The sequence below is a fragment of the Virgibacillus carmonensis genome (assembly GCF_057836705.1).
On sequence record NZ_JBYQFJ010000040.1, the window covers coordinates 1 to 24,052 of the forward strand.

At 36.6% G+C, this 24,052-nt stretch carries 22 protein-coding genes, 1 pseudogene and 1 riboswitch; of the genes and pseudogenes, 19 read left to right on the forward strand and 4 right to left on the reverse strand.

The features are described 5' to 3' along the window. Window positions 1-272: pseudogene (locus AC3G7N_RS18745) on the forward strand (LysE family translocator); the annotation flags it as partial. Between the two features lie 420 nt (window positions 273-692). Here the strand turns inward: AC3G7N_RS18745 and AC3G7N_RS18750 are convergent. Next, window positions 693-1,139 (reverse strand): GIY-YIG nuclease family protein, encoded by a 447-nt coding sequence (locus AC3G7N_RS18750; RefSeq protein WP_489423685.1) that lies wholly within the window; start codon window positions 1,137-1,139, stop codon window positions 693-695. A gap of 1 nt (window position 1,140) precedes the next feature. Beyond that, window positions 1,141-1,959, reverse strand: coding sequence for a hypothetical protein (locus AC3G7N_RS18755; protein ID WP_489423686.1), 819 nt, complete (start codon window positions 1,957-1,959; stop codon window positions 1,141-1,143). Window positions 1,960-3,536: 1,577 nt separating this feature from the next. On the opposite strand from AC3G7N_RS18755, the gene AC3G7N_RS18760 reads away from it, so the two are divergent. The 15 genes from AC3G7N_RS18760 (at window position 3,537) to AC3G7N_RS18830 (ending at window position 19,766) form a co-directional block, all read left to right on the forward strand. Next, window positions 3,537-4,730 (forward strand): CaiB/BaiF CoA transferase family protein, encoded by a 1,194-nt coding sequence (locus AC3G7N_RS18760; protein WP_489423687.1) that lies wholly within the window; start codon window positions 3,537-3,539, stop codon window positions 4,728-4,730. A 27-nt stretch (window positions 4,731-4,757) separates the two neighbouring features. Further along, entirely contained in the window at window positions 4,758-5,723 is a 966-nt protein-coding gene (locus AC3G7N_RS18765; RefSeq protein ID WP_489423688.1) for a hydroxymethylglutaryl-CoA lyase, read from the forward strand. 33 nt (window positions 5,724-5,756) lie between these two features. Continuing rightward, window positions 5,757-6,917: an acyl-CoA dehydrogenase family protein gene (locus tag AC3G7N_RS18770; protein WP_489423689.1), complete on the forward strand. Its 1,161-nt coding sequence runs from the start codon at window positions 5,757-5,759 to the stop codon at window positions 6,915-6,917. Between the two features lie 23 nt (window positions 6,918-6,940). Continuing rightward, a complete protein-coding gene (locus AC3G7N_RS18775) occupies window positions 6,941-7,726 on the forward strand; it encodes an enoyl-CoA hydratase/isomerase family protein (RefSeq protein ID WP_489423690.1) in 786 nt (261 codons plus the stop codon). Window positions 7,727-7,737: 11 nt separating this feature from the next. After that, on the forward strand, window positions 7,738-9,177 hold the full coding sequence (locus AC3G7N_RS18780) for an MmgE/PrpD family protein (protein WP_489423691.1): 1,440 nt from the start codon (window positions 7,738-7,740) through the stop codon (window positions 9,175-9,177). A gap of 29 nt (window positions 9,178-9,206) precedes the next feature. Beyond that, window positions 9,207-10,268 (forward strand): TRAP transporter substrate-binding protein, encoded by a 1,062-nt coding sequence (locus AC3G7N_RS18785; protein ID WP_489423692.1) that lies wholly within the window; start codon window positions 9,207-9,209, stop codon window positions 10,266-10,268. A 74-nt stretch (window positions 10,269-10,342) separates the two neighbouring features. Then, entirely contained in the window at window positions 10,343-10,855 is a 513-nt protein-coding gene (locus tag AC3G7N_RS18790) for a TRAP transporter small permease (RefSeq protein WP_489423693.1), read from the forward strand. After that, window positions 10,852-12,171 (forward strand): TRAP transporter large permease, encoded by a 1,320-nt coding sequence (locus tag AC3G7N_RS18795; protein ID WP_489423694.1) that lies wholly within the window; start codon window positions 10,852-10,854, stop codon window positions 12,169-12,171. The genes AC3G7N_RS18790 and AC3G7N_RS18795 overlap by 4 nt, the downstream gene beginning before the upstream one ends. 15 nt (window positions 12,172-12,186) lie before the next feature. After that, window positions 12,187-12,996: an SDR family NAD(P)-dependent oxidoreductase gene (locus tag AC3G7N_RS18800; protein WP_489423695.1), complete on the forward strand. Its 810-nt coding sequence runs from the start codon at window positions 12,187-12,189 to the stop codon at window positions 12,994-12,996. A gap of 41 nt (window positions 12,997-13,037) precedes the next feature. Then, the gene (locus AC3G7N_RS18805) at window positions 13,038-14,243 is read left to right on the forward strand and encodes an MFS transporter (RefSeq protein WP_489423696.1); all 1,206 of its coding nucleotides are present in this window, start codon (window positions 13,038-13,040) and stop codon (window positions 14,241-14,243) included. A gap of 1 nt (window position 14,244) precedes the next feature. Beyond that, window positions 14,245-15,150, forward strand: a complete 906-nt coding sequence (locus tag AC3G7N_RS18810) for a fumarylacetoacetate hydrolase family protein (protein ID WP_489423697.1) — start codon at window positions 14,245-14,247, stop codon at window positions 15,148-15,150. 5 nt (window positions 15,151-15,155) lie between these two features. Beyond that, entirely contained in the window at window positions 15,156-16,394 is a 1,239-nt protein-coding gene (locus tag AC3G7N_RS18815; RefSeq protein WP_489423698.1) for a dihydrolipoamide acetyltransferase family protein, read from the forward strand. Between the two features lie 30 nt (window positions 16,395-16,424). Further along, complete coding sequence (gene pdhA, locus AC3G7N_RS18820) at window positions 16,425-17,507, forward strand: pyruvate dehydrogenase (acetyl-transferring) E1 component subunit alpha (protein ID WP_489423699.1); 1,083 nt, start codon at window positions 16,425-16,427, stop codon at window positions 17,505-17,507. Window position 17,508: 1 nt separating this feature from the next. Further along, window positions 17,509-18,486 carry an alpha-ketoacid dehydrogenase subunit beta gene (locus tag AC3G7N_RS18825; RefSeq protein WP_489423700.1) on the forward strand — a complete coding sequence of 326 codons (978 nt, stop codon included), beginning with the start codon at window positions 17,509-17,511 and terminating at the stop codon, window positions 18,484-18,486. 365 nt (window positions 18,487-18,851) lie between these two features. Continuing rightward, window positions 18,852-19,766, forward strand: coding sequence for a LysR family transcriptional regulator (locus AC3G7N_RS18830; protein ID WP_489423701.1), 915 nt, complete (start codon window positions 18,852-18,854; stop codon window positions 19,764-19,766). A 257-nt stretch (window positions 19,767-20,023) separates the two neighbouring features. On the opposite strand, the gene AC3G7N_RS18835 is transcribed toward AC3G7N_RS18830, so the two are convergent. Beyond that, the gene (locus AC3G7N_RS18835; protein ID WP_489423702.1) at window positions 20,024-20,509 is read right to left on the reverse strand and encodes a DUF2798 domain-containing protein; all 486 of its coding nucleotides are present in this window, start codon (window positions 20,507-20,509) and stop codon (window positions 20,024-20,026) included. Window positions 20,510-20,802: 293 nt separating this feature from the next. Here AC3G7N_RS18835 and AC3G7N_RS18840 point away from each other — a divergent pair, with 293 nt between their 5' ends. After that, window positions 20,803-21,429 (forward strand): hypothetical protein, encoded by a 627-nt coding sequence (locus tag AC3G7N_RS18840; protein WP_489423703.1) that lies wholly within the window; start codon window positions 20,803-20,805, stop codon window positions 21,427-21,429. A 76-nt stretch (window positions 21,430-21,505) separates the two neighbouring features. On the opposite strand, the gene AC3G7N_RS18845 is transcribed toward AC3G7N_RS18840, so the two are convergent. Further along, window positions 21,506-21,883 (reverse strand): SLAP domain-containing protein, encoded by a 378-nt coding sequence (locus AC3G7N_RS18845; protein ID WP_489423704.1) that lies wholly within the window; start codon window positions 21,881-21,883, stop codon window positions 21,506-21,508. 162 nt (window positions 21,884-22,045) lie between these two features. Beyond that, window positions 22,046-22,148: riboswitch (purine riboswitch) on the forward strand. A 165-nt stretch (window positions 22,149-22,313) separates the two neighbouring features. Between AC3G7N_RS18845 and AC3G7N_RS18850 the strand changes: the two genes are divergently transcribed. After that, window positions 22,314-23,222: a 5'-methylthioadenosine/S-adenosylhomocysteine nucleosidase gene (locus tag AC3G7N_RS18850; protein ID WP_489423705.1), complete on the forward strand. Its 909-nt coding sequence runs from the start codon at window positions 22,314-22,316 to the stop codon at window positions 23,220-23,222. Between the two features lie 175 nt (window positions 23,223-23,397). Continuing rightward, the gene (locus tag AC3G7N_RS18855) at window positions 23,398-23,949 is read left to right on the forward strand and encodes a GNAT family N-acetyltransferase (RefSeq protein ID WP_489423706.1); all 552 of its coding nucleotides are present in this window, start codon (window positions 23,398-23,400) and stop codon (window positions 23,947-23,949) included. Window positions 23,950-24,052 lie beyond the last annotated feature (103 nt).

The window sequence follows — 24,052 nt, forward strand, 5'->3', positions numbered from 1 at the left end:
GGATGTTCTCTAACACAGCAAAGGACCGGGCGGTCTATGCCCGGTTTTTCTTATTTTTAACAGTTATGAGCGCTTTTATTCTGCCATTTCATCATTCTATTAAACCCATCGTATTTTATTTAACTTTAGCTATTTTTCTAGGATGGTTAGCACTACTTTTATGGTCAGGATTTGGCTCTATCTTCAAAAATTTATTTACAAAACACGACAAGTCCTTTCGAGTTATTATGTGTTTGTTGTTGATTTACTCTGCGGTAACTATTTATCTTTAAACTAAACAGATGATCAGTATGATCTCTTTCGGCATGTTGATTGCGTTTATCGTGTTCAACCAGAACCATAAAAAATAATCCCTCATGTGATTTTAATTGGCCCACGTGAGAGATTATCTTCTTACAGTGCCTTCCCCTCTTAATGGGGTTAGTCTATTGTAACCTTTACATGAATCAAGTATCTCATCTCTCTGAGTACAGTGGAAACAGGAACATTTAATTCACACAAAGTTAAGTAACTAGAGGAGTCAGGTTATCACATAGAAAAGTAGTTGAGCGATGTGCCAAAACGGGCGCTTTTGTGGAGTAACGCCTTGTGAGAAGGGGATTTGAAATAAGTGTTTTTAACCTTTGTTTTTCTGATTTTTTAAAAAGACATAAAGAAAAGAACAATGGCAGTCGAGTGTTGAAAGGGCCATATTAATAACCCTTGATAGAATCTTCTATCACCCTGGGGAATCTTTCTTTTTGAACCCATGCCAAATCTTTGGCAGTCAAATTAAACCATTCTCCCTTGAATCGTTTGTCAACAAAATGACGGTGGAAGAGGTTTTCTGTTTTATGATAGTTTTCACTTCTGATTAAATGTATGATAATAAATTCATATGGCATCATTGTACCAAAATCATTTTGAATACGTTGTTCCGGATTTTTCGCTTTTCCAATTTTTATTCGGTGGTTCCCTGACTCCCTAACAAAATAAACATACCCACTATCGAGCCCTTCTGAATCAAATCGACGACTTATTGGTTCTAATTGATGCCATTCTTGTATATTAGTTAGATCTACTTCACTAATTTGTAGTCTATATGCTTTATAAATGAAGGAGATAATGATCACAATACTGATCAAATAAAATAATTCCATTTTACGGCCCCTTACTAAAAAGAACTTGTGGTGAATAAACCCGATTTAATGGATGAAATCCACTTCTCTTTTTAAATGTTACCATGTGTCGATGGCGCTTTATTGTATGTTTTGGACATCTTTTCTGTTGGTGTCGTTTACGTTCTATAAGAGATGAGAGAATTGGATGATGATTTTCATATGTTCCTGTTACGCCATTTATAAAAATCGTGTGGCATGGTAACACTGCAAATAGATCATTCGTAATCTTATTTAAGCAACTATAAATATAAGACTCATACAACTCGTATTGCTTTGTCTTAGGCATATCATGATAGCGCACGTGTCCCCGTTTTGTTACTTTTTCTATACGACTAGGAATTATTTTTTCAAGGGTGTGGAGGTAGACATCACATTCGACTATATTTGCGTTGTGAACATATAAACTGTATGCTTCTGCAATATCCGGTTGTTTATGAAAAGTGGCATGTTTTTTTACAGCCTCTCTCCATGATTCCTGATTACCATCTAACATTCTTTTAACTAAAGGATACTGTTGTTCCCAATTCCTATAAAGCGAACGATCCACTTTACTCCCCTTTTTTTTATTAAATCGTAAGTATGTTGTAATAATTTTACTTAAACCTATTTTCTCTGAAATGAAAGACGGAGTATAATTCTGTTCCTTTGTAACCCACACTTTTTCATTTGGTCCAAGATCATTCATTGAAAAAGGTTCAACTGCTTCCTTTTTCCATTCAATAGATGGACATTCTTCAAAATGAAAAGCTTTTAATTCGTCAAGTCTTGCTTGTTGCCGATTTGTTATTTTATATGACATTATAATTCACCAGTAATAGTATTTACTACATCGTATAAAAGTATGTAATATAGTAAATTTTTCAGGATACTAGACAAATCCTGATCCAGGTGTATTTCAATTGTATTCATATGAACCCACGCTTAAAGGTATTAAGCAATTTTTTGCTACATATTGGTACTATCCTAGTTCTATTGAAAATCTCCCGTTTCAAAGAATGGTGACTAACTCGAACAATAAGCTCAAAAACACGATATTTCTGCTGGAGATATTCCAAATTCCAGCAATCTATTGATGACGAATACATTGGAGAAATTGAACAGTCATACCTCACCGAGTATATTAGTGGACGTATTACTTTGGTTTCCTATTTCAGAGTATAATAATCTAGAGCGGATAAAACTAGTAATCAATGCCCCATACGGTCTACAGGATACTTATGAAGAGGGGGAGGTACTGTCAAAGTTTTTACTAGATCCCTGACCGAATCAGATGAATTAACCGAAGACATAGAATTTCAAATAGAGTTTTAAAGAAAATAGTCTACTATAATATTTAAGACAGAGTGACCTTTCAAGATCTTACTCTATAGGGCGCTTTTGTTTAATAGAGCAGTTGCATTTTTTAACGTACTAAAGGGGCAGTTAAATTCCAGAAGAATTCTAGAATATTTCTAGGAGATTATCATTCTAAACCCATGAATGGTGTAATAGGTGAATTATAATTGTTAATAATCAAATAGAGTAAATTGTATTATAGAAGGTGAAAATATTAGGAATCAAAAAGTCATAAGTAGCATTTTTCTCTTTCTGGGTTTTATTATATTAGTACTTGTTTTCTCCGCTATTTGGTCTGATTTACAAAAGGAGGATTTTTGAAGCGGGAAAGCTTCGCTCTTCTCTATGAGTAAAGTTAAGAGAGCGAAGGTTCAAACGCCCCTCCTAGTCCATTTGATATTAAGAGGCTATTTACTTTAAAGGTCATAATTTGTGACTTTTAGGTACATAGCCTTTTTCTAGGAATAAACAGTCAGTCAAGTCTAAGACAAATGCTTTAGACCTTCTACACGTTAGAAATTGTTTCTTATGGTTATAGCAATTCTTTTAACATTAATTCGATTAATGTCACTTACTATCAATAATTAAAAGGAGTAATTCACGTATGTACTGTGTAAAGCAACTATTTTTTTCATCAAATGAAACCTTGAATTAATTATACTCCTCTTTGCCATAAACACTTTCTATTCAAATTGTTTACTAAAATCTTTTAGATGCTTAACTTAGCAATAAGCACTTTGTGTTATTAAATATATTGTTCTGTAATCCGTTTTTTGAAAGACTTAGAACGTGTTGTATTCTCCCGTTTTCTCACTTTAGTAATTACCAACAATATTCTGATAAGAATTCATGTATAGGCATTGCTTATACAACCAATAAAAAACAGATATATTTGAATTGTCTAAATACCATTGACTTTAAAAGTATCACTATCTATACTTTTTGTTGTAAACGCTTTCTATTTATGGATAAATGTTTTATTGTAATATAGTTTTTGGCTATTAGAAGTAATCAAGTATATTTTAAAAGGGGGAAGAATTGTTGTCTAACGTACTTACTGGAATGACTGTGATTGACCTTACGCAAAATGTGGCAGGTCCATATTGTACACAAGTCTTAGGTGACTTAGGTGCAGATGTAATAAAAATTGAACGCCTTGGAACGGGTGATGATACAAGACTTTGGGATCCACCTTCATGGGGTGACGAATCTGCAACATATCTTGGATTGAATAGAAACAAAAAAAGTATATGTGTGGACCTTAATAGTATAAAGGGGCAGGGTATTGTAAGAGAACTAGCAAAAGATGCAGATATTTTTGTTCATAGTATGAAACCAGGAAGTTTAGAGTCACGTGGGTTAAGCTATGAGGACCTTTCAGCAGAAAATCCGAAAATTATCTATGCAGCAATTAGTGCTTTTGGTGATGAGGGCCCTTTAAAAAATGAACCAGGTTATGATCCATTAATTCAAGCCTACGCAGGCATTATGAGTGTGACTGGCAACCCTGGAGACGATCCGGCGCGGGTAGGTGTATCAATCATTGATATGGCGGCTGGAATGTGGTCACTTATTGGAATTCAATCGGCTGTTATTGAAAGAAATATGACAGGAAAAGGTAGTAGAGTGACAAATAGTTTGTTAGAAACAGGGGTAGCTTGGGTTAGTCTGCAGTTGACTAATTTTATGGCAACCGGAAATGTTCCTGAAAAGATTGGAACTGCTGCTCCGATGATAGCCCCATATGAGGCATTTAGAACTGAAGATGATTGGGTAATTATTGCTGCTGGTAATAACCGTCTCTTTCAAAACTTGTGCAATGCCTTAGATATTCAGAATGAAGTATTGAACGATCCAAGATTTCTAACCAATTCGGAAAGAATTAAAAATAGGAATGAATTACATGAATTAATTGAAACCCGAACGAAAAATTATAAAAGTGATGATCTTGTTCCATTACTCCGTGAAAAAAAAGTTGCTTGTAGTTCGATAAATACATTAGACAAAGTCTATTCGGACGATCAAATTAAATCATTAAGTTTGATTAAGGAGATCGAAAATTTTAGAATAAGAGACTTTAAAATTATTGATCTTCCATTTAAATTAAATGGAAAAAGAGGAGAATTGCGATTCAACCCCCCAGAATTAGGTGAACATACTGAAGAAATTTTAAATAAGCTTAATTTATCTGAGGATGAGATACAAGATTTAAAACAAGGCAAAATAATAGGATAGTAAAAAATTTGCAAAGGATGATGTTTAATGGGTTTGCCTAAGAGTGTCAAACTTTACGAAGTAGGTCCGCGAGAAGGGTTTCAAATTGAGGATGGTCCAATATCAACTGACAAGAAAGTGATGTTAGTTAACGAATTGAATCGTACTGGCATTAGTAGTATTGAAGTGACTTCTTTTGTAAGCCCCAAATGGGTGCCTAAAATGGCAGATGCTGACGAAGTACTTAAACAAATTGAAAGGAAAAGTGACGTTGAATATCGATCAGTATATTTAAATTTTAAAGGCTTACAAAGAGCATTGCAAAATAATGTTGACGTAGATGGTGTTGTTATACTCACAGCTAGTGATACTTTTTCAAGGAAAAATACTAATAAAACTATAGAAGAAACACTTAAACGAATTCCACAATGGATAGAGGCTTATGAGGAAGCAAACATAACTGTAGATCAACTGGCCTTAATGACCACATTTGGTTGCAATTACGAGGGGCATATTCCTCTTAATCAGGCGATGGATGTATTAAGGGAAGCGAAAACAGTGGTAGAAGAAAATGGGCATACGATTACAAAAATTAAATTAGCTGACACAATGGGTTGGGCAAACCCGGAGCAAATCAAGCGAACAATTAATCGTATTAAGGAAGAATGGTCAGATGTTGAAATCCTTTTGCATTTGCACGATACAAGAGGATTAGGTTTACCCAATGCTTATGCTGCCCTTGAAGAGGGAGTTAGGGAGTTCGAAACAGCAGTAGGGGGTCTGGGTGGATGTCCATTCGCAGCAGTAAAAGGAGCGGTAGGAAATATTTCAACAGAGGATATGGCTTTTATGTGTGAGGAAATGGGGATTGAGACAGGGATAGATTTAACAGCATTATTAAATTGTACTCAGCTTGCCGAGGAAATTGTCGATCATAAACTTCCGGCTCATCTTTTAAGCGGGGGGCGCTTTTCAAAGATTCGTAAACGGTCATGGGCAAGTCAAATTAGTTAGGTTGTTTAATTTTATTCATGAGGGGGATTTATAATGGACTTTGAATACACCGATTTGCAGAAAGATATTATGTCAGCTGTGCAAGAGTTATGCTCGCGCTTTGATCTTAACTATTGGAAAAATTGTGATGATGAAGAAAAATATCCAGAAGAGTTTGTAAATGCTATGAGTGAAGCCGGATGGCTAGGGGCATTAATTCCTGAAGAATATGGTGGATCGGGTTTAGGGATCACAGAAGGTGCACTAATTTTACAGGAAATAAATCGCTCAGGTGGAGCAGGCGCAGCATGTCATGCTCAAATGTATACAATGGGTTCAGTTTTGCGTCACGGCAGTAAAGAACAAAAGGAAAAATATCTTCCTAAAATTGCTGATGGATCTCTTAGATTGCAAGCTTTTGGAGTAACGGAACCTGATGCAGGTTCCGATACTACAAGCATTAAGACATTTGCGAAAAAAACAAAAAATGGGTATGTAATCAATGGTCAGAAGATTTGGACGTCTAGATACCAACATTCTGATATGATTCTATTAATAACGAGAACTACACCAATAGAAGAAGTTAGTAAAAAAACAGATGGGATGAGTTTGTTTTTAATTGACACGAGAGAAGTTGGAGGTGCTGTGGAAGCCAGTTTAATTGATACAATGATGAATCATGAAACAAATGTTTTATTTATTAACGATTTAGAAGTTACTGAAGATGCGTTAATTGGTGAAGAAGGAAAAGGTTTTCATTATTTGTTAAGTGGTCTTAATGCGGAAAGGATTTTAGTTTCTAGTGAGTGTGTTGGAGATGGAATGTGGTTTACAGACCAATCTGTCAAATATGCAAATGAAAGAGTTGTTTTTAATCGACCAATCGGTAAAAATCAAGGTGTTCAATTTCCAATAGCAAAGGCCCACATGAACGTTCAGGCTGCTGACACTATGGTGCTCAAAGCTGCTACAAAATTTGATCAAGGATTTAAATGTGGTCCTGAGGCCAATATGGCGAAATATTTGGCTTCGGAATCGGCCTGGGAAGCAGCGGACGTTGCAATGTCAACCTTTGGTGGTTATGGCGTAGCAAAAGAGTATCACATTGAAAGGAAATGGAAAGAAACTCGGCTTTTTCGAACCGCTCCAATCTCGAACAATTTAGTGATGAGTTATGTAGCAGAACACATTTTGAAATTACCAAGATCCTACTAATTTATTTATGGAGGTGATGTATAGTGGAAACAATTCAGTTACGAAATGTTGGAGGAAGCGATGAAATTCTTATTGTTACATTAAATCGACCAGAAGTAATGAATGCCATGAATACCAAAGTAATAAAAGAATTACTTTCTGTATTCAGAGAGAGCGCTTACAATGAGGACTTGCGTTGTATCGTTATCACCGGTGCAGGTAATAGAGCCTTTTCTGCAGGGGGAGATTTAAAAGAAAGACATGGTATGACTGATCAACAATGGCGTCATCAACACCATTTAGCAGAGGACTTATTTTTGGCTGTGAAAGACTTTCCAGTACCAGTTATTGCTGCTGTTGAAGGATACGCTTTTGCTGGTGGATGTGAGTTAGCATTGGTAGCAGACTTTATTATTGCTTCAGATACAGCAAAATTTGCACTTACTGAGGTTACAAAAGGAATCATGCCTGGTGGTGGGGGTTTGCAAAACCTGCCACGGGCAATTGGTGTTCGCAGAGCAAAGGAACTGATATTTACAGGGAAATCAATCGATGCAAATTCGGCTTATGAATGGGGGCTAGTCAATAAAGTTGTTTTAAAAGGGGAAACCCTTAAAGAGGCAGTTTCCCTTGCGGAACAAATTGTCGAAAGTGCACCGATTGCTGTCAGAATGGCAAAAACGTCTATTAGTAGAGGGACTGAGGTTGACTTCCATACGGGGTACGTGTTGGACATTGCTGCCTATAATGTGTTGGTACCGACTGAAGATAGATTGGAAGGGATAGCTGCATTTAATGAAAAAAGAAAACCAGAATGGAAAAACCGTTAGGGGATGAGTAGATGTCGAGCCTGTTAATGGATAAAATGATTAATTATATAACTTCAACAAGCTATAATGATTTACCAGATGTCATCAAAAAAACTTCAAAGTTTGCAATAATAGATACTGTTGCCGTAGCTTTAGCTGGTTGGAATGAACCTAGTATTAAGATTTTAAAAGAGGCTTATATTTCAAGGGACTCAGGAAATGAGACAGCATTACTGTGGGGTGATTCAAAGAAAGTATCATTAGAATATGCAGCTTTAATTAATGGAACAGCTGCACATGCGCTAGATTTTGATGATGTTACACCTACCGTTTTAGCTCACCCAAGTGCACCGATAGTATCTGCGATTATTCCGTTATGCGAGTACTTAGGAAAGTCAGGCAAAGAACTAATAACCGCGTATGCGATTGGTACAGAAGTAATGATACAGGTTGGTAAAGTGATGGGGTTTAATCATTACGACCTCGGTTGGCATGCAACAAGCACTCTCGGGACCGTCGGAGCAACTGCTGCTTGTGGATATCTACTGCAACTGGACAGAGAAAGATTAGGTAGTGCTATTGCGATTTCAGCTTCAATGGCCGGTGGACTTCAGAAGAACTTTGGTACGATGACGAAACCTTTACATGTAGGGATAACTGCTCAACACGCTATTCAGTCCTCTTTAATTGCTAAAAGAGGATTTGTTGGAAATAGTGAAATCTTTGAATCAAGGGGCTTTTTCAATGCATTTGGTGGTAGTAAGGAGTGGGGAAGATTTCAAGAGAAGTCCAAGGAAGCAGAATTTGGTCAACCGTACGATTACCAAATGAATGGATTATCTGTTAAAAAATTTCCATGTTGTTATGCAACTCATCGGTTTATTCAAGGAATGATAGAACTAAAGCAAAAATTTGACCTGAACTTAGATGAAGTTCAAGGGATTAATATATTAGTGCCCAAAGGTGGATTACTTCCACTGATCCACAACAGACCTGTTACAGGTTTGCAGGGGAAGTTCAGTGCTGAATACACTTGCCTTGCAGCCTTAATCGATGGGGATGTTCATTTACAAACATTTACGGATGATAATGTACAAAGGCAGGAAATTCAACAGTCGCTTTCCATTGTAAAGTCTGAAGAAGAGGAAGGAACCACTACTGAAGGTCTGCAAGTATTTGAGCTGCCGATTCAAATAACCATTAAAATGAAAAGAGGGGATAAATACGAGAAAGAAATGATACACGCACCCGGATCAAAAGGAAGTCCGATGAGTTTTAGTGATTATAAATCAAAATGGTTAGATTGTCTTCAATATTTTATTAGTTCCTCTGATCAAGTTGACAATCAAATGAATGGAAGAATAATAGATTTATTTCAACAAGCAGTTAATATGGAAAGTTTTTCTAAAGTTGAGGATTGGACAAATGAAATTAATCGTCTTGCTAAGGTAGCCTTTCCAATAAAAATGTAAGGGCTTTCAAATATAAAGGGGGATTTTGAATGTATAGTAAATCTACTTTACTAACGTCACTTGTTATGCTGCTGAGTATTTTATTTGTTGCAGGTTGTGACGGTTCGGCGGAAGGTACAACCGAATCAGGAGAAGAGCAGCAAGAACAACAAGAAATTAGAATCGCTCACAATTTGCCTGCTGAACATGCCACAGGAATATATTTTGAAATTTTAGCAGAAGAGATTGACGAACTAACTAAAGAAACTTCAATTCACTTAAAACCAAAAGTCTTTCCAAACGGTCAATTGTACAATGATGCACAGCTACCTGATGCGTTAACAACCGGTGGTGTAGAAATTGGTCAGTTAAACGTAGGATTTTTGTCGGCGGAAGCAGTAAAGCCTCTTCGTATCCTTGATTTGCCGTTCCTTTTTAATTCTTGGGAAGCTGAGTGGGCTGCTGAAGATGGTGAATATGGTGAACTATTCGGAAAACAGATGGAAAAAATGGGAATGAAATTACTTGGATGGCCAATGTATGGAACAATTGAATTATATGGTAATGAACCAATTAAAGTACCTGAAGATGTTAAGGGATCAAAGATGAGGGCGTTTGGTAAAGGAGCAGCTCTCATGTTAGAAGAAATTGGAGCTTCACCAGTAAGTATGAGTTCTCAAGAAATTTATCAAGCGATGGAGCACGGTACAATCGATGGGTTTACGACTGGTCCTTCATCTGTCGTTGATCGGAGTCTTTTCGAAGTTACAGACTATGGTACAAACATGACAATGATGTACGTGCCGTTCCAAGGATCTGCTGATCTTAATTGGTGGAATTCACTTCCCGAAGATGTTCAAAATGCTGTGCTAGAAGCCTCAGAAATTGCCCAAAAAGCATCAAGACAAGCAGCAAAAGAAAGTGATGCACAGTATAAACAGAAACTAGACGAATCGGGTATGGAACAATACAAACCAACACCAGAAGAATATAAACAATGGGCTGAATCCGTTTCTGGTCGGTATGATGCATATTTAGAAGAATCAGGAGAGGTAGGAAAACAGCTCATGGAATTTGTAAAAGAAGTAAATGAGGAATTTCCTGCTAAATAAATAGGAATTGATGGCACAAGTTTTCTTGTGCCATCCTTGTTACTTATCCAATATAGAAAGGCTGATGAAATGACATGAGACTGGTTGTTAAGGCAATTTCATTTATTGAAAAGACGTTTATATATATATCGGCTACCTTTATGGGATTAATAGCGATTTTCGTTTTTTATGAAGTAGTGGCTAGATATGTATTTGATTCGCCAACAATTTGGGCTAACGAATTGTCCACTTATATGTTGCAATTTATTGTTTTTCTTTCAATGGGCTATTTGTTAATACAGGATGAACATATTAAGGTGACATTCCTGCAAGACAAATTGAGTGGGTTAGCAAGAAAAATTCTTCGGATTGTCAGTTCCCTTTTAGTGATTCCATATGCTTATGTTCTGGTTGTTTACGGATTCAAATTCACGAATAATTCTTTAACATTAGGAATGGTCTCTCCAACATTACTTGAATTTCCGTTATGGATTCCTTATTCATTTATCTCAATTGGTGGTGTATTGCTAGTTCTAGGATCCATATGTTCAATTATAAAAATAACATTAACTGATACAAAGACATTTCAAGAGGAGGGAGGGAATTGATCAGTACAAGTGCAATTATTGTTTTGTTAGGAGTTCTTTTTCTTTGCTTACTTTTAGGAGTTCCAATTGGATTTTCATTAGGCTTATCCGGTATTGTTACAATTTTGTTCTCGGTAGATAGCCATTTCTTGGTTCAAATACCAATTACGTTATATAAATCGTTATCAGAGTTTGTATTTGTTGCCATTCCTTTATATGTACTTATGGGGGAAATACTTTTCCACGGGAAAAGTGGGGAACGTATTTTTATGTTAGCCCATCGTTTGCTAAGAAAAATAAAAGGTGGTACCGGGATGGCAGGTGTTTCAGCATATACCTTCTTTTCAGCAATCGTGGGATCAAGTATGACTTCGGTTATGACGATTGGAAAAATTGCTGTTCCTGAAATGTTGAAACAAAATTATTCTAAAAAACTAACATATGGCCTGTCAGCAGTTGGAGGTTCCCTAGGTATTTTAATTCCACCTAGTATTCCAATGATTTTGTATGCATCATTAAGTGGTGCTTCACCTGGAAAATTATTTATTGCAGGAATTATACCGGGAGTTATGTTAGCGATGTTCCTCGCTATTTTTGCTTTTATATATGCTCCGAAAATTAAAGATACAAGTATAGGCATTGATTCAGAACTAATGGAGAATCAAGAACTGTCAGCTACTATTGAAAAGGATTCAAGCTTAATACTTAAAGCGTTACCCGACTTATTGTTGCCTGCTATTGTCTTGGGTGGGATTTATGCAGGAGTTTTTACACCTACTGAAGCAGCGGCAGTTGGTGTCATCTATGCTTTAATTGTTTCATTTTTTATTCATAGGAGTCTGAATATTAAAATACTACCAAAGGTTCTTGTTGGTTCTGTCAAAACAACTGCCATGCTATTAACAGTTGTGATTGGTGCTTTAGTATTTGGTTCTGCATTAACATTGATCGGTCTACCACAGTATCTGACCAGTTTAATTGGTGATCTTTCAGTATCTCCTTGGGTTATATTGCTACTGATGAATGTTATTTGGTTACTAATGGGCTTTTTCTTAGAAGTGGTATCGATTTTACTTATTACAACACCAATTTTTTATCCAATTGCAATGTCTCTCGGATTCGACCCGATATGGTTTGGGATTATTATGGTAATCAATATGGAACTTGCGGTCATCACTCCTCCAGTAGGCATGAACTTATTTGCATTAAAATCGTTAGTTCCTAACGAATCAATGAGTCTAATAATCCGTAGTGTATTACCATTTGTTCTTATAGTCATTTTCGTGCTTGCCTTAGTTTGGGTATTCCCTCAGCTTGCTCTTGTATTAGTAAATTAAAAAGGTGGTACTCTTTTGGAAAATTATAATATTAAAAATGGAGAACTGAATGGAAAAGTTGCGATTGTCACAGGTGCTTCTAAAAATATTGGGCGTGCTATAGCGATCACTCTAGCATCAAGTGGTGCTTCTGTGGTTGTTCATTTTAATAAAAATTCAGCAGAGGCAAATGAAACAGTTAATGAAATTAAAAAATTTGGTGGTACTGCTATTTCTTTTCAAGCTGATGTTGCCAATATTAATAATATCAAAAAAATGATAGACGATATTCATTCTATATTGGGCGGGATAGATATATTAGTTAATAATATAGGCATTAGACCTAGAACTCCGATAACTGAGATAGGCGAGAAAGAATGGGATGAAGTACTTGATATAAATTTAAAAGCTCCTTTCTTTTTCACCAAATACTGTGTTCCTTCTATGCAAGATAACCGATGGGGAAGAATTATAAATATTTCTGGTATTGACGCTCATTGGGGAAAGGCAAATCGGGCTCATGGAGTCTCAAGTAAATCTGGATTGATTGGTTTAACACGTGCAATAGCATTAGAACTCGCACGTTTCGGAATTACTGTAAATGCTGTTGTCCCAGGAATTATTGACACAGAGAGAATTTCCTCTTGGTATCCTCAACAGGATCGATTATACAAAGAGTTATTTGAAAGAGTCCCTATTGGTAGACTCGGAAACGTTGAAGAAGTTGCACATGCCTGTCTTTTCTTGGCTAGTCCAAATTCTTCTTATATTACAGGGCAAACACTAAATGTCACTGGCGGGGCGTACCCTCTAGTAAGGCTTCCGTATGATGAGGAAGTAGAATGAAACACACCGTCCCTGCCTCACCTTGGTTTGCTTTAATTATCATGTTTTTCGCTCAGCTTATAGCTGCAATTGGGAACTTAAGTGTGGCGCCTTTAGCGCCTTTTCTTCAAGAGTCCTTTAATATTACATATGTACAAATTGGCCTTTTGACGTCAGTACTTTCCACAGGAGCTTGTTTGTTTGCCATTCCGGGAGGGTGGCTTGTCGACAAATTCGGAATTAAAAATTCTCTGCTCTTTTTCGGCTTACTTTTATCAGTTTCTTATAGTTTGTTGGGGATTTTTGACAGCTATCTTTCCTTCTTGATCTTAATGTTATTAATAGGAGTTTCTTATGGTGCGATGACACCGATTACTACTAAAAGTGTTGTTCAATGGTTTGATTCTGGGAAAAGAGGATTTGCCATGAGTTTTAAACAAACGGGTGTTGTCGGTGGAGGGGCTTTGGCTTCCTTACTTATTGTATATTTCGGTAGTAAGCTAGGCTGGCAATCAACAGTTATTATATTTGGGGGAATCTTTTTTCTTATTTATTTTCTCTTAGCCTTACTATATAGTGACCCACCAGTAGATGAGAAGAAAGAGTTTTTACAAGAGGGGTCATTTTTTTGGCAGAATGTATTTTCTTTGTTTAAAAACAAAATATTTTTATCACTATGTTTGATCATGAGTTTGTTTCTTTGGGGTCAGTTCTCCCTATCCACATATCTTTTACTCTTTTTAAAAGATTCTTTACATTTTTCACTCTTTTGGTCTGGAATTAGTTTAGCTGTTTTCCTTGTTGGAGGTGTATTTGGCAGACTTTTCTGGGGATGGGCAAGTGACTTTTTGTTTAAAGAAAAACGGGAGTATGTCATTTTCATTAATGCAGTTATGGGATTGGCTTCATTTATTATACTAAGCTTTTTTAGTTTTTTTGGTTCTGTTATACCAGGATGGGTGATTATTGTGACGTTATTTGTTTCTGGAATGAATATTGCCGGTTGGAATGGTGTAATGATTACAATTATTGTGGGCGAAGTTGTAACCGAAAAAGCCGGATTAGCATCAGGGATTAGTTATGCAATTGGAAATTTAGGAACAATGGTTGGAGTTCCAATCACTGGATTAATTATTGAAAACGCAGGATATACTACCGCTCTGAGCTTTTTGAGTTTCATATTTATCCTTACAGCAACTATTGTTCTGGTTATGATTTACAAAAAAAATCAAATGAAAATAAATTTTAAATCAAAGGGGCAGATGTAAAATGAAAACAGTTACTTTTTTAGAGGGTACTGAGTGGAAATTGGGCATAAAGACTATCAAAGGAATACTAGATGTAGAATCTACTATTCATACATTGATGAATCAATCATCAAGTCTGCATTATCCTTTAACAACTAAACAATTAATATTAGGTGGAGAGGCAGCAAACGCAGGAATTAAGGAATTACTACAAATTGCAATGAATTCTGGTAGAACAGAGTTATTTTTAAATGAGGACCAACTTAAGCTAGCAGCTAGTGTACCTGAACCGCAGAAAATAATTTGTGTTGGATTGAATTATAAAAAACATGCAGAAGAGTCTAAGTTGCCATTACCTGATAAACCGATACTATTTAGTAAATTTAATAATGCCCTATGTGGTCATCAAGATAATATCCCTCTTCCGACAAATGCGAAAGAGTTTGATTATGAAGGAGAATTAGCTATTGTCATTGGAAAAGAGGCTAAAAATGTGTCAAGAGAGAATGCTCTATCTTGTGTGTATGGCTACACAGCAGCCAATGATTTTTCAGCGCGTGATTTACAATTTCAAAGTGGCCAATGGTTATTAGGAAAAACATGTGATCATTTTTGTCCAATAGGCCCTTATTTAGTAAGTTCAGACGAGATTGAAAATCCTAACAGTTTAAACATTAAAACTTATGTGAACGGGGAGGAAAGACAGAACTCAAATACATCTGACATGATTTTTAATTGTGATGATATTATTAGTTTTGTTTCCCAACATATAAAATTAAGCCCTGGTGATATCATTTTAACAGGAACGCCTGAAGGGGTAATTATGGGCTATGAAGAAAATGAAAGAATATGGTTAAAAAAAGGCGATGAAGTTGTAATTGAAATTGAGAAGTTGGGTGAATTAAGAAATAAATTAATAAAGGAGTGATGTAAATGTCATATGAATTTAAGTTACCGGACATTGGCGAGGGCTTACATGAAGCAGAGATTCTCCGTTGGTTCGTGAGTGTTGGGGATAATGTCAAGCCAGACGACATGATTGCCGAAGTTCAAACGGATAAAGCAGTTGTCGAAATGACATCACCCGTTGGGGGGGTGATCCTTACAATTGCTGGCGAAGTAGGTACCTTGGTAACAGTCGGAGAGCCTTTGATTACGCTTAATCAAGGTCAAAGAGAAAAAGCCTTAAAAACAGTTGTAGAGGAGAAAGACAAAAAAATTCAATCGTCGAAAACGGTACAGTCGAAAAAAAGCGAACCTGTGAATAAATCAGCACTCAAACGTGTGATTGCAGCTCCTGTTGTCCGCAAAAGAGCTCGTGAATTAGGGATTGATATTTCAAAAGTGACGGGATCTGCAAAAGGTGGTCGAATTACAATAGTCGATCTAGAAAACTATGACAACCAACCAACACAAAAACTGGAGGAATCCACAAATAGAAAATCAACAGCTCATGCTATTGTTGAAAATGGTGAAGACGAACGTATTCCGGTCCTAGGTTTACGTAAACTGATTGCTGAAAAAATGGTGCAATCCAAATATACTGCTCCACATGTGACTGGAATGGATGAAATTGATGTTACAAAACTGGTGAATTTGCGAAAGCAGCTTATTCAACAACTCGGCGAAAACGTTAAATTAACTTATTTACCGTTTATCATTAAAGCCGTTACAAAAGCATTAAAGAAACAACCTTATTTTAACGCCTCGTTTGATGAGAATACTAACGAGATTGTGTTGAAAAAACGTTACAACATAGGAATTGCAACGGCAACAAAAGCGGGGCTTGTTGTCCCTGTCATCAAACACGCAGACCAGAAATCATTATTTGAAATTGCACTAGAGCTAGAAGATCTTGTTAAAAGGGCGCATGATCAAAAGCTTGTTCTCTCGGACATGCAGGACGGTACATATACTATTACGAGCACAGGAATGGGTGGTGGCTGGTTTGCTACACCAATTATTAACTATCCGGAAGTTGCTATTTTTGGTGCTCATGCTGTCAAACGCCTTCCCGTTGTCGTCAATGATGAAATCGTCATACGTGAAATAATGGGGGTCTCAATTACGTTTGACCATCGTGTGATTGATGGCAAACTTTCGGAGTACTTCATGCAAATCGTAAAAAATGTGCTTGAAAATCCGGAAGTACTTTTATTTGATGCTAAATAGACTACGGAATGATATAAAGGAGGAGAATTAATGTATGATGAAAAAAAGTTATATCACGAATTTGTCCAATACATTGATGAAGACGGTAATCTTCAAGGTGAAAAAGTCCATGATGTCAGTAATGACCAGCTGATTGAAATGTATAAATGGATGCTAAAAACTCGCCTATTTGATGAAAAAGTGATGAAAATGCAGCGGCAAGGACGGGTTGGCACATATGGACCATTTAGCGGACAAGAAGCCGCTCAAGTAGGAAGCGTCTATGCGATGGAAAAAAATGATTGGATTTTTCCGAGCTACCGGGAAATGGCAGCTTGTATCGTTCATGGGTTTCCAATGAAACAAGCAATTTTATATCTTAAGGGGCATTTGTACGGTGGACAGACACCAGTAGGTTTGAATATTTTTCCATTCCAAATTATTATTGCTGCGCAAATACTTCATGCGGCAGGCAGTGCGCTTGCTTCTAAATTAAAGGGAGAGAGAGAAGTGTCTGTTGCATATTTTGGGGATGGAGCTACATCAGAAGGCGATTTTCATGAAGCGCTAAATATTGCATCAGTTAATCAAACTCCGGCTGTTTTCTTTTGTCAAAACAATCATTGGGCTATCAGTGTTCCACGTGAAAAACAAACTTCCAGTCACACAATTGCACAAAAAGCCCTGGCTTATGGAATCCCAGGTGTACAAGTAGATGGAAATGACGTATTAGCGGTCTACATAGTTATGAAAGATGCGCTACACCGAGCTAGAAATGGTAAAGGTCCGACACTGATTGAAGCAGTTACCTACAGACAAGGCCCGCACACAACCGCAGACGATCCTACCAAATATCGAAATCAAGATGATGTAGATAAATGGATAACTAAAAAAGATCCACTGATTAGAATCAAAAGATATTTAGAGAACTACGGTCTATGGAATGAGAAAAAAGAAAGTGAAATACGTAATAAAGCAAGTGAAGATATTGAGATAGCCATTCAAGAAGCAGAGTCAGTGGCTAACTTACCAATTGATTACGCTTTTGATCACGTTTATGATGAACCACACAAACAACTCCGTGAACAACAAGAGGAAGCTCGTCATTTTTTTTCGATAAAGGGAGAGAAATAAGATGCCAGAACTTACTATGATACAAGCCATCAATCAAGCGATGTTACAAGAAATGGAATGTGACAATCGGATAATTATACTCGGGGAAGATGTCGGAAAGAACGGTGGGGTTTTCCGAGTAAGTGGGGGCTTACAAGAACGTTTTGGTGAATCACGAGTAATGGATACACCACTTGCAGAATCAGCAATAGTAGGCGTATCGGTTGGTCTTGCAGTAAATGGCATACGTCCGATTGCGGAAATTCAGTTTTTTGGTTTTATTTATGAAACGATGGATCAAATTTCAGCTCAAGCCGCACGGATTCGATCTCGTTCAGCTGGACGCTTTTCTGCTCCAATGGTAATCCGGAGTCCATACGGAGGCGGAGTTAGAACTCCTGAGCTCCATTCTGATAGCTTAGAAGCATTATTTGTCCATTCTCCGGGTCTTAAAGTTGTTATGCCCTCCAACCCGTATAACGCGAAAGGACTCTTGATCGCTGCGATTCGTGACAACAACCCGGTTCTTTTCCTAGAGCCGATGAAGCTTTATCGCGCCTTTAAAATGGAAGTACCGAGTGAAGCTTACGAGGTACCACTTGGGAAAGCTAATGTAGTTAAAAAAGGTGATGATGTCACCATTATTACTTGGGGTGCTATTGTGCCTTTAGTTCAGAAGACAGCAGAAGAGGCTGAGAAAAAAGGAACTTCTGTTGAAGTCATTGATCTATGTACCGTTCAACCGATTGATGTCGAAATGATTCTCACTTCTGTTGAAAAGACGAGTCGTGTCATTATCGTTCACGAAGCAGTGAAAACAGCGGGTGTTGGAGGTGAAGTTGCAGCACTTATTAGTGAGTATGCTCTTTTTTTATTATCGGCACCGATTTTACGTGTTACTGGTTATGATACTCCATATCCTGTGCCATCGGTTGAAGATGACTGGCTTCCGACTGCCCCAAGAATTCATGCAGCAATTAATAAGGTTATGGAAGATTAAACAAATAGTTGTCCTTAGTGAGTCATTGGGTTATATTTAACCATAATATACAGTCCAAAATACTTCAGATAAGAGTGAATATTATGGTTTCTGGTGCTACTCCACAGTATTTCGTTCAGACTCACAATGTATTTAATTTATTAAATACACCGAGGTATCGGAAGAGTCAGAATTGACAATAACCTACAGGTAGGTCTTTTATTGTTGACTAATTAACAACAATGGATATTCGAGAATAGCTGACACAAACGTTTAAACTATTAGGTAGGGAGTTCGTGAAAGGGAATTTCACCGAGAATAAGTAGGCTACTGTTTCCCCGAGTAAAAGTCCTTTTCTTAATTTGAAAACTTGGGAGGTTTAACTATTGAGAATTGAACAATTACACTATTTAGTTGCGATATCTAATACTGGTTCTTTCTTATTAGCTGCTGAAAAATTACATATTACGCAACCCAGCATAAGTCAATCAGTTATTAGTTTAGAAGAAGAATTAGGCGTGAAGATATTCAAACGCTCCCGTTATGGTTCTCAACCAACAGAGGAAGGGAAGCTTGTTTTAAAAAAATCATTGGAGATTTTGGGGAAATTAGATGAATTAAAAGAGGAAGTTAATATTCTAACATCTTCAATATCAGGAAGCTTAAAACTAGCAATTGTACCAAGTGTATGTTCAACTCTTTTGCCTAAAACTTTAGCCATATTTACAAAAAAGTACCCTTTGGTACAAATAGAAATAATTGAAAAAGGTTCTCTTGAGGTAATGAATGACGTACTAGAAGGAAATGTAGAAGTAGGTATTTCATCTATTCCTAACGGAGAATTACCAGATAAAGATAGAGTAGAATTTAAAGAATTATTAAAAACCAAAGTTCAAGTCTGTGTCGGAAAAAACTTTGATATTCCTAAAGATAGAAGTATTTCCCCAAAGGAAATTGTTAAATATCCGCTCGTTATGCTGAAGTCTAGTTACAATATACGCCATTTCCTAATTAATTTGTTAAGTAACTACGGAGATTTGAATATATTTTTCACAACTGATAACTCAGAACTCTCTAAAAAAGTTATTATGCAAGGAGTTGCAATAGGCTTTTTCTCAGACCTTATTTTGAGGCACGATCCCTATGTATTAGATGGACATCTTATTCCACTTGATATAACTAATGATAATATTTACTCTAAAATAGGTTGGTTGCGATCAAGGAATAGGTACTTTTCAAAAGCTGCTCAGGAATTTATTAAGGAACTTGAGTATCAAAACATTATTGAAGACATCACTTAGTTAGCCATGGTAGACACTTTAAAAACATTTAAGTCTTTCAACATTAAAAAAGGTAATAGAGAAGGAGATTATCTTTGGTATTTGTTACGTTATCAGTAGTTTTTAATTTAAAGCAAGGGCGCTTTACTTGAAAGAATCTATAGAAAATAGCCGGTTCCTTTGACTGATGATTTAATAAAAGGGTTAGACAATGAAGCCTTTTTGGAAGTTCTACTCGAAACAAGCACAAGCTACTTTTTGGTAGCTTGTGCTTGTTTTTACACGTTTAATTCTACTGGCTTTTGTGTCGATGGTTTAATGTATTTAATTAATAGCCAACGTGAGATTGGTCCAACAAGTAGTAGCTGAGATGGGAGCGCTACGATAAAGTTCAGACCAACCGTTTTAAGGTACGCTGTGAAAATTGAACCTTCAATTCCTATCATTACCGCCGTTAAAATAAGTCCATATACTGACATAATTAGAACCATTATAGGGACCATACAAAAAGCAAGCGATACAATAAAGGTGATTTCTTTCGATTTATCATAGGGTAGTGATAATGCAAGTTTACGCGCTTTCGGTTCAACGAATGACTCTGCGACAAAAGCTACGATAAACGTTATGATAAATTGAATCACTGCACTCCCTACTGTAAACCCGGAAAATCCGTGTAAAGCTGTGTTGTAAACTGACATAATAAGAACCATTCCAAAACACATAAATAGTCCGAAAATAATGCCTTCTTTTTTATTACTAGGCAAATAAAAACATCCTTTCGTATAGCGAATAAATGTAATTATATATGTCTAGATTTTTTTACATAAGTGACGTTTTTGTGAACTTTTGTGAACAAGTTAACTAACACTGTTGTTCTGACGCAGTTGCAACCCAAAAGAGGTGACAAAATGTCACCTCTAGTTATCTTACGGTTTTGGATGATCAGAAGGTGAGATGACTCATGGAGCGAACAGAGCAGGAAAGTGGAACCCTGTTTGTATAAAATACGTATAATTAGTAGGACGATAATACGTAGAATGAAAGGAATTTTATTTATATGGCACAAACATTAATAACTATTTCTAGATCTGACGTACGTGGAACCGCAGTTGGTGTTCTATTTATGACGCTTTTTGGGACTATGTGGGCATATACAGGAATAATGGGATTACAAGGCTGGGGGAGTCCTTGGTTATTAGTTGCTTCTCTAATCGTTGGAATCGGGCTGTTCATAGGTGGTTGTTTACTAATATTCGCATCACGGGAATTACCAGATCAGGTTCCAAATGTAGATGGGAGGCATGGGAAGAAAATAGGGATCTGGTTTACTATCATTTTCGCAGCAGAGGGTTTAGCAATAGTAATCGCAATTGCTGTGTGCAACGCTACTGGTCACACTGAACTTATACCTCTCGTAATAGCTATGATTGTTGGTATTCATTTTTTGCCATTGGCCTATCTTTTTCAGGTCAGGATCTATTATTTTACAGGCGTATTTCTCTGTTTACTTCCAATTATTACCTGGCTATTTGTTCCTTTGAATGTCACATTGAAGGAACATCAGATCAATGCATTTATGTCTGTCGTTGGACTAGGATCTGCCGTGATTCTGTGGGGAACTAGCTTGGCAATCTGGCTAATAGGCAAAAGGTTAGTAGGACTTGTCTCGAATAAATTGACTTAGCAATAGGTGGTTTTTTCTGGTTACTTAGATATGTCAGTATTTATAACGAAGGAACACTTTTCAGCTTTCCAAAGGTTCACGAAACAATACGTAATACCCCGTCCTCGAACCTTTCAGAGCTGTTAAAACTACCAACAGGAAAAATGAATGTCCATGGCATGCTGGTTTTCTTCTCTACTGTGATTCGTGAAGAGAAGGTATGCTCAGCTAAAATGGTGCCACTTACCATATATGTCATTAGTTGATCAAGGAAGGAAAAATTCTGTTGACTGGTATTATGGATAAGAACAGCAACTAGTAGTTCCTCGCGATGATTTTTGGCTTCCCAAAGTGAAGTAAACTGCATGTTAATGCCAGGATCTAAAGTTGCATACTGAAAAGATTGCTTAATCCGTTCCCGGTCTTGATCAGCAATTGTTTTGTCCCATTTGGATTCAAACGTAAGTTTTTGCAACAACCGCACCTCTTTCTAATCATTATTTTCAATTATGCTTGAATGATTAATTCCGATTATTCTTTATTATATCCCTAAAACACGAACATTAAAATGGATTTTTAATTTAATGTTCAGCTTTTTATTGATTATCTAGTATAAATTTGTTATGTTATCAAAGTAATAATCTTAAATATCGTTACTCGTATATACTCGGTAATATGGTCTGAGTGTCTCTACCTGGTTCCCATTGAAGAACTGGACTACGAGTTAAAGTATTCGGCTGTTATAGCGTTTTTTTGCCGTTGATTTAGCATTAGCTCCATTTTTTGCTTAATTGTCTATACTTTGACTTTCGTAGGTCCAGAAGGTAGAAATCATTCTACACTTTATGGACCTTTTTCTTTTGGTTGAGACTACGAGTATATCAAACATCAAGGAGGAAAACAGAATGGAAGCAAGATTTTATCAAACAAAAAAGCAACGAAAAGGATGGTTAAATTACGCTTTATTGGTCTTAATTACTGTACTGTCATTATCGGTGGTTGCAGCATGTAGTTCTACTGACCAGTCTAAAACTGTACAAGAAAATTCTAAAAGGCCTATTATAGTTCAAGGCCCGATGCCAATAGAAGCTGAAGAATTTGCACAAAGGTTAGAGAATGTTAAAAAAGAAAAATCAGGAACTTTTGAATTTTATATAGGCACTGTAGACGATTATCCTGTAATCGTATCTAAAACAGGTAAGGGGATGGAAAATACAGCAGCAGCTACAGCTGTGGCTATTGAAAGATATAACCCAATAGCAATAATCAATCAAGGAACTTCGGGTGGCCATGATCCGAATTTACACGTATTTGATATTGTTTTAGGAAAGAGAACGGTAAACATAGGCTCATTAAAAACAGCGGATAAGGGCGAAAACGAAGGAATTGATCCAACTGAATGGAAACCGATGGACTTAATGGCTTCTGAGGGAAGTGCAGGAGAAGATCCTAATGCTGAAAAAATCCGTTATTATGAGGGAGATAAGGATTTACTCGCCGCTGCTAATGCAGTGAAAGATAACTATACAAAAGGTAAAATTGTCGAAGGTACGATCGGTTCTGCGGATGTATGGAATAATGAAGTTGATCGGATTAAATGGTTTCATAATAAATATGGTACTTCTGTAGAAGAAATGGAAACTGCCTCAGCAGCACAAATTACCAAAGCTTATGATGTACCATTCTTGGGGATTAGAATCCTATCTAATAATAAAGTGAATGGTGGAGAATACAACCCAGATACTGCAACAGCAAATCAAGAATATGTTTACGAAGTAGTTAAAAAATATATATCTACGTTGCCAAGCGAATAAGATATAGGAAAATCACATTACTATCAATTCCAGTGCCTGGAGCCCTTTTTATAGGGTTCCAGGTTTTTTACAGATCAGATGGAATAGATTACAAACAAACTGGATATTTATGGTAAAATTAGAATGATAATTGTGAAAAGAGTGAATTTAAAGTAGCTGAGAGGATTGAAAATAAATGGAAAAAGAATTTCCTATCATTGAAACAAGAAGATTAATCTTAAGGGAAGTAATAAAAGAGGATGCTAATGATATGTTCACCTATCTATCTGATGAAGAAGTTGCAAAGCCTATGGGACTAGTACCTTACCAAACAGTAAAAGACGTATGGGGTGAAATTAATTGGTATAAATCTATATACGTTCAAGGTACAGGAATTAGGTGGGGAATTACACTAAAAAATTCCGGTAAGGTTATAGGAAGTTGTGGTTTTCTTAATATGCTTACCAAACATTATCGGGCTGAAGTTGGATATGAATTAAGCAAAGATTACTGGGGAAAAGGGATAGCCAGCGAAGCATTGGAAGCTGTTGTTAAGTACGGTTATCACCATTTTCAGTTAGAAAGAATGGAGGCTTTAATTGAACCTGCTAACCTCCCATCACAAAAACTAGTAGAGAAGCAAGGCTTTAAAAGAGAAGGACTGCTACGACATTATGAATTTACTTGTGGTAAATTCGATGATTTATATATGTACTCAATCATAAAAGAAGACTTCAATCTTATTTAAAGCATTATAATCTTCTCTACAACTTCCACATGCTGAATCTTATCTAATAGTTGATATAAACTGCGACGTAACAGCGCCGTGATTTCCGCTGTGGATAGTCGCT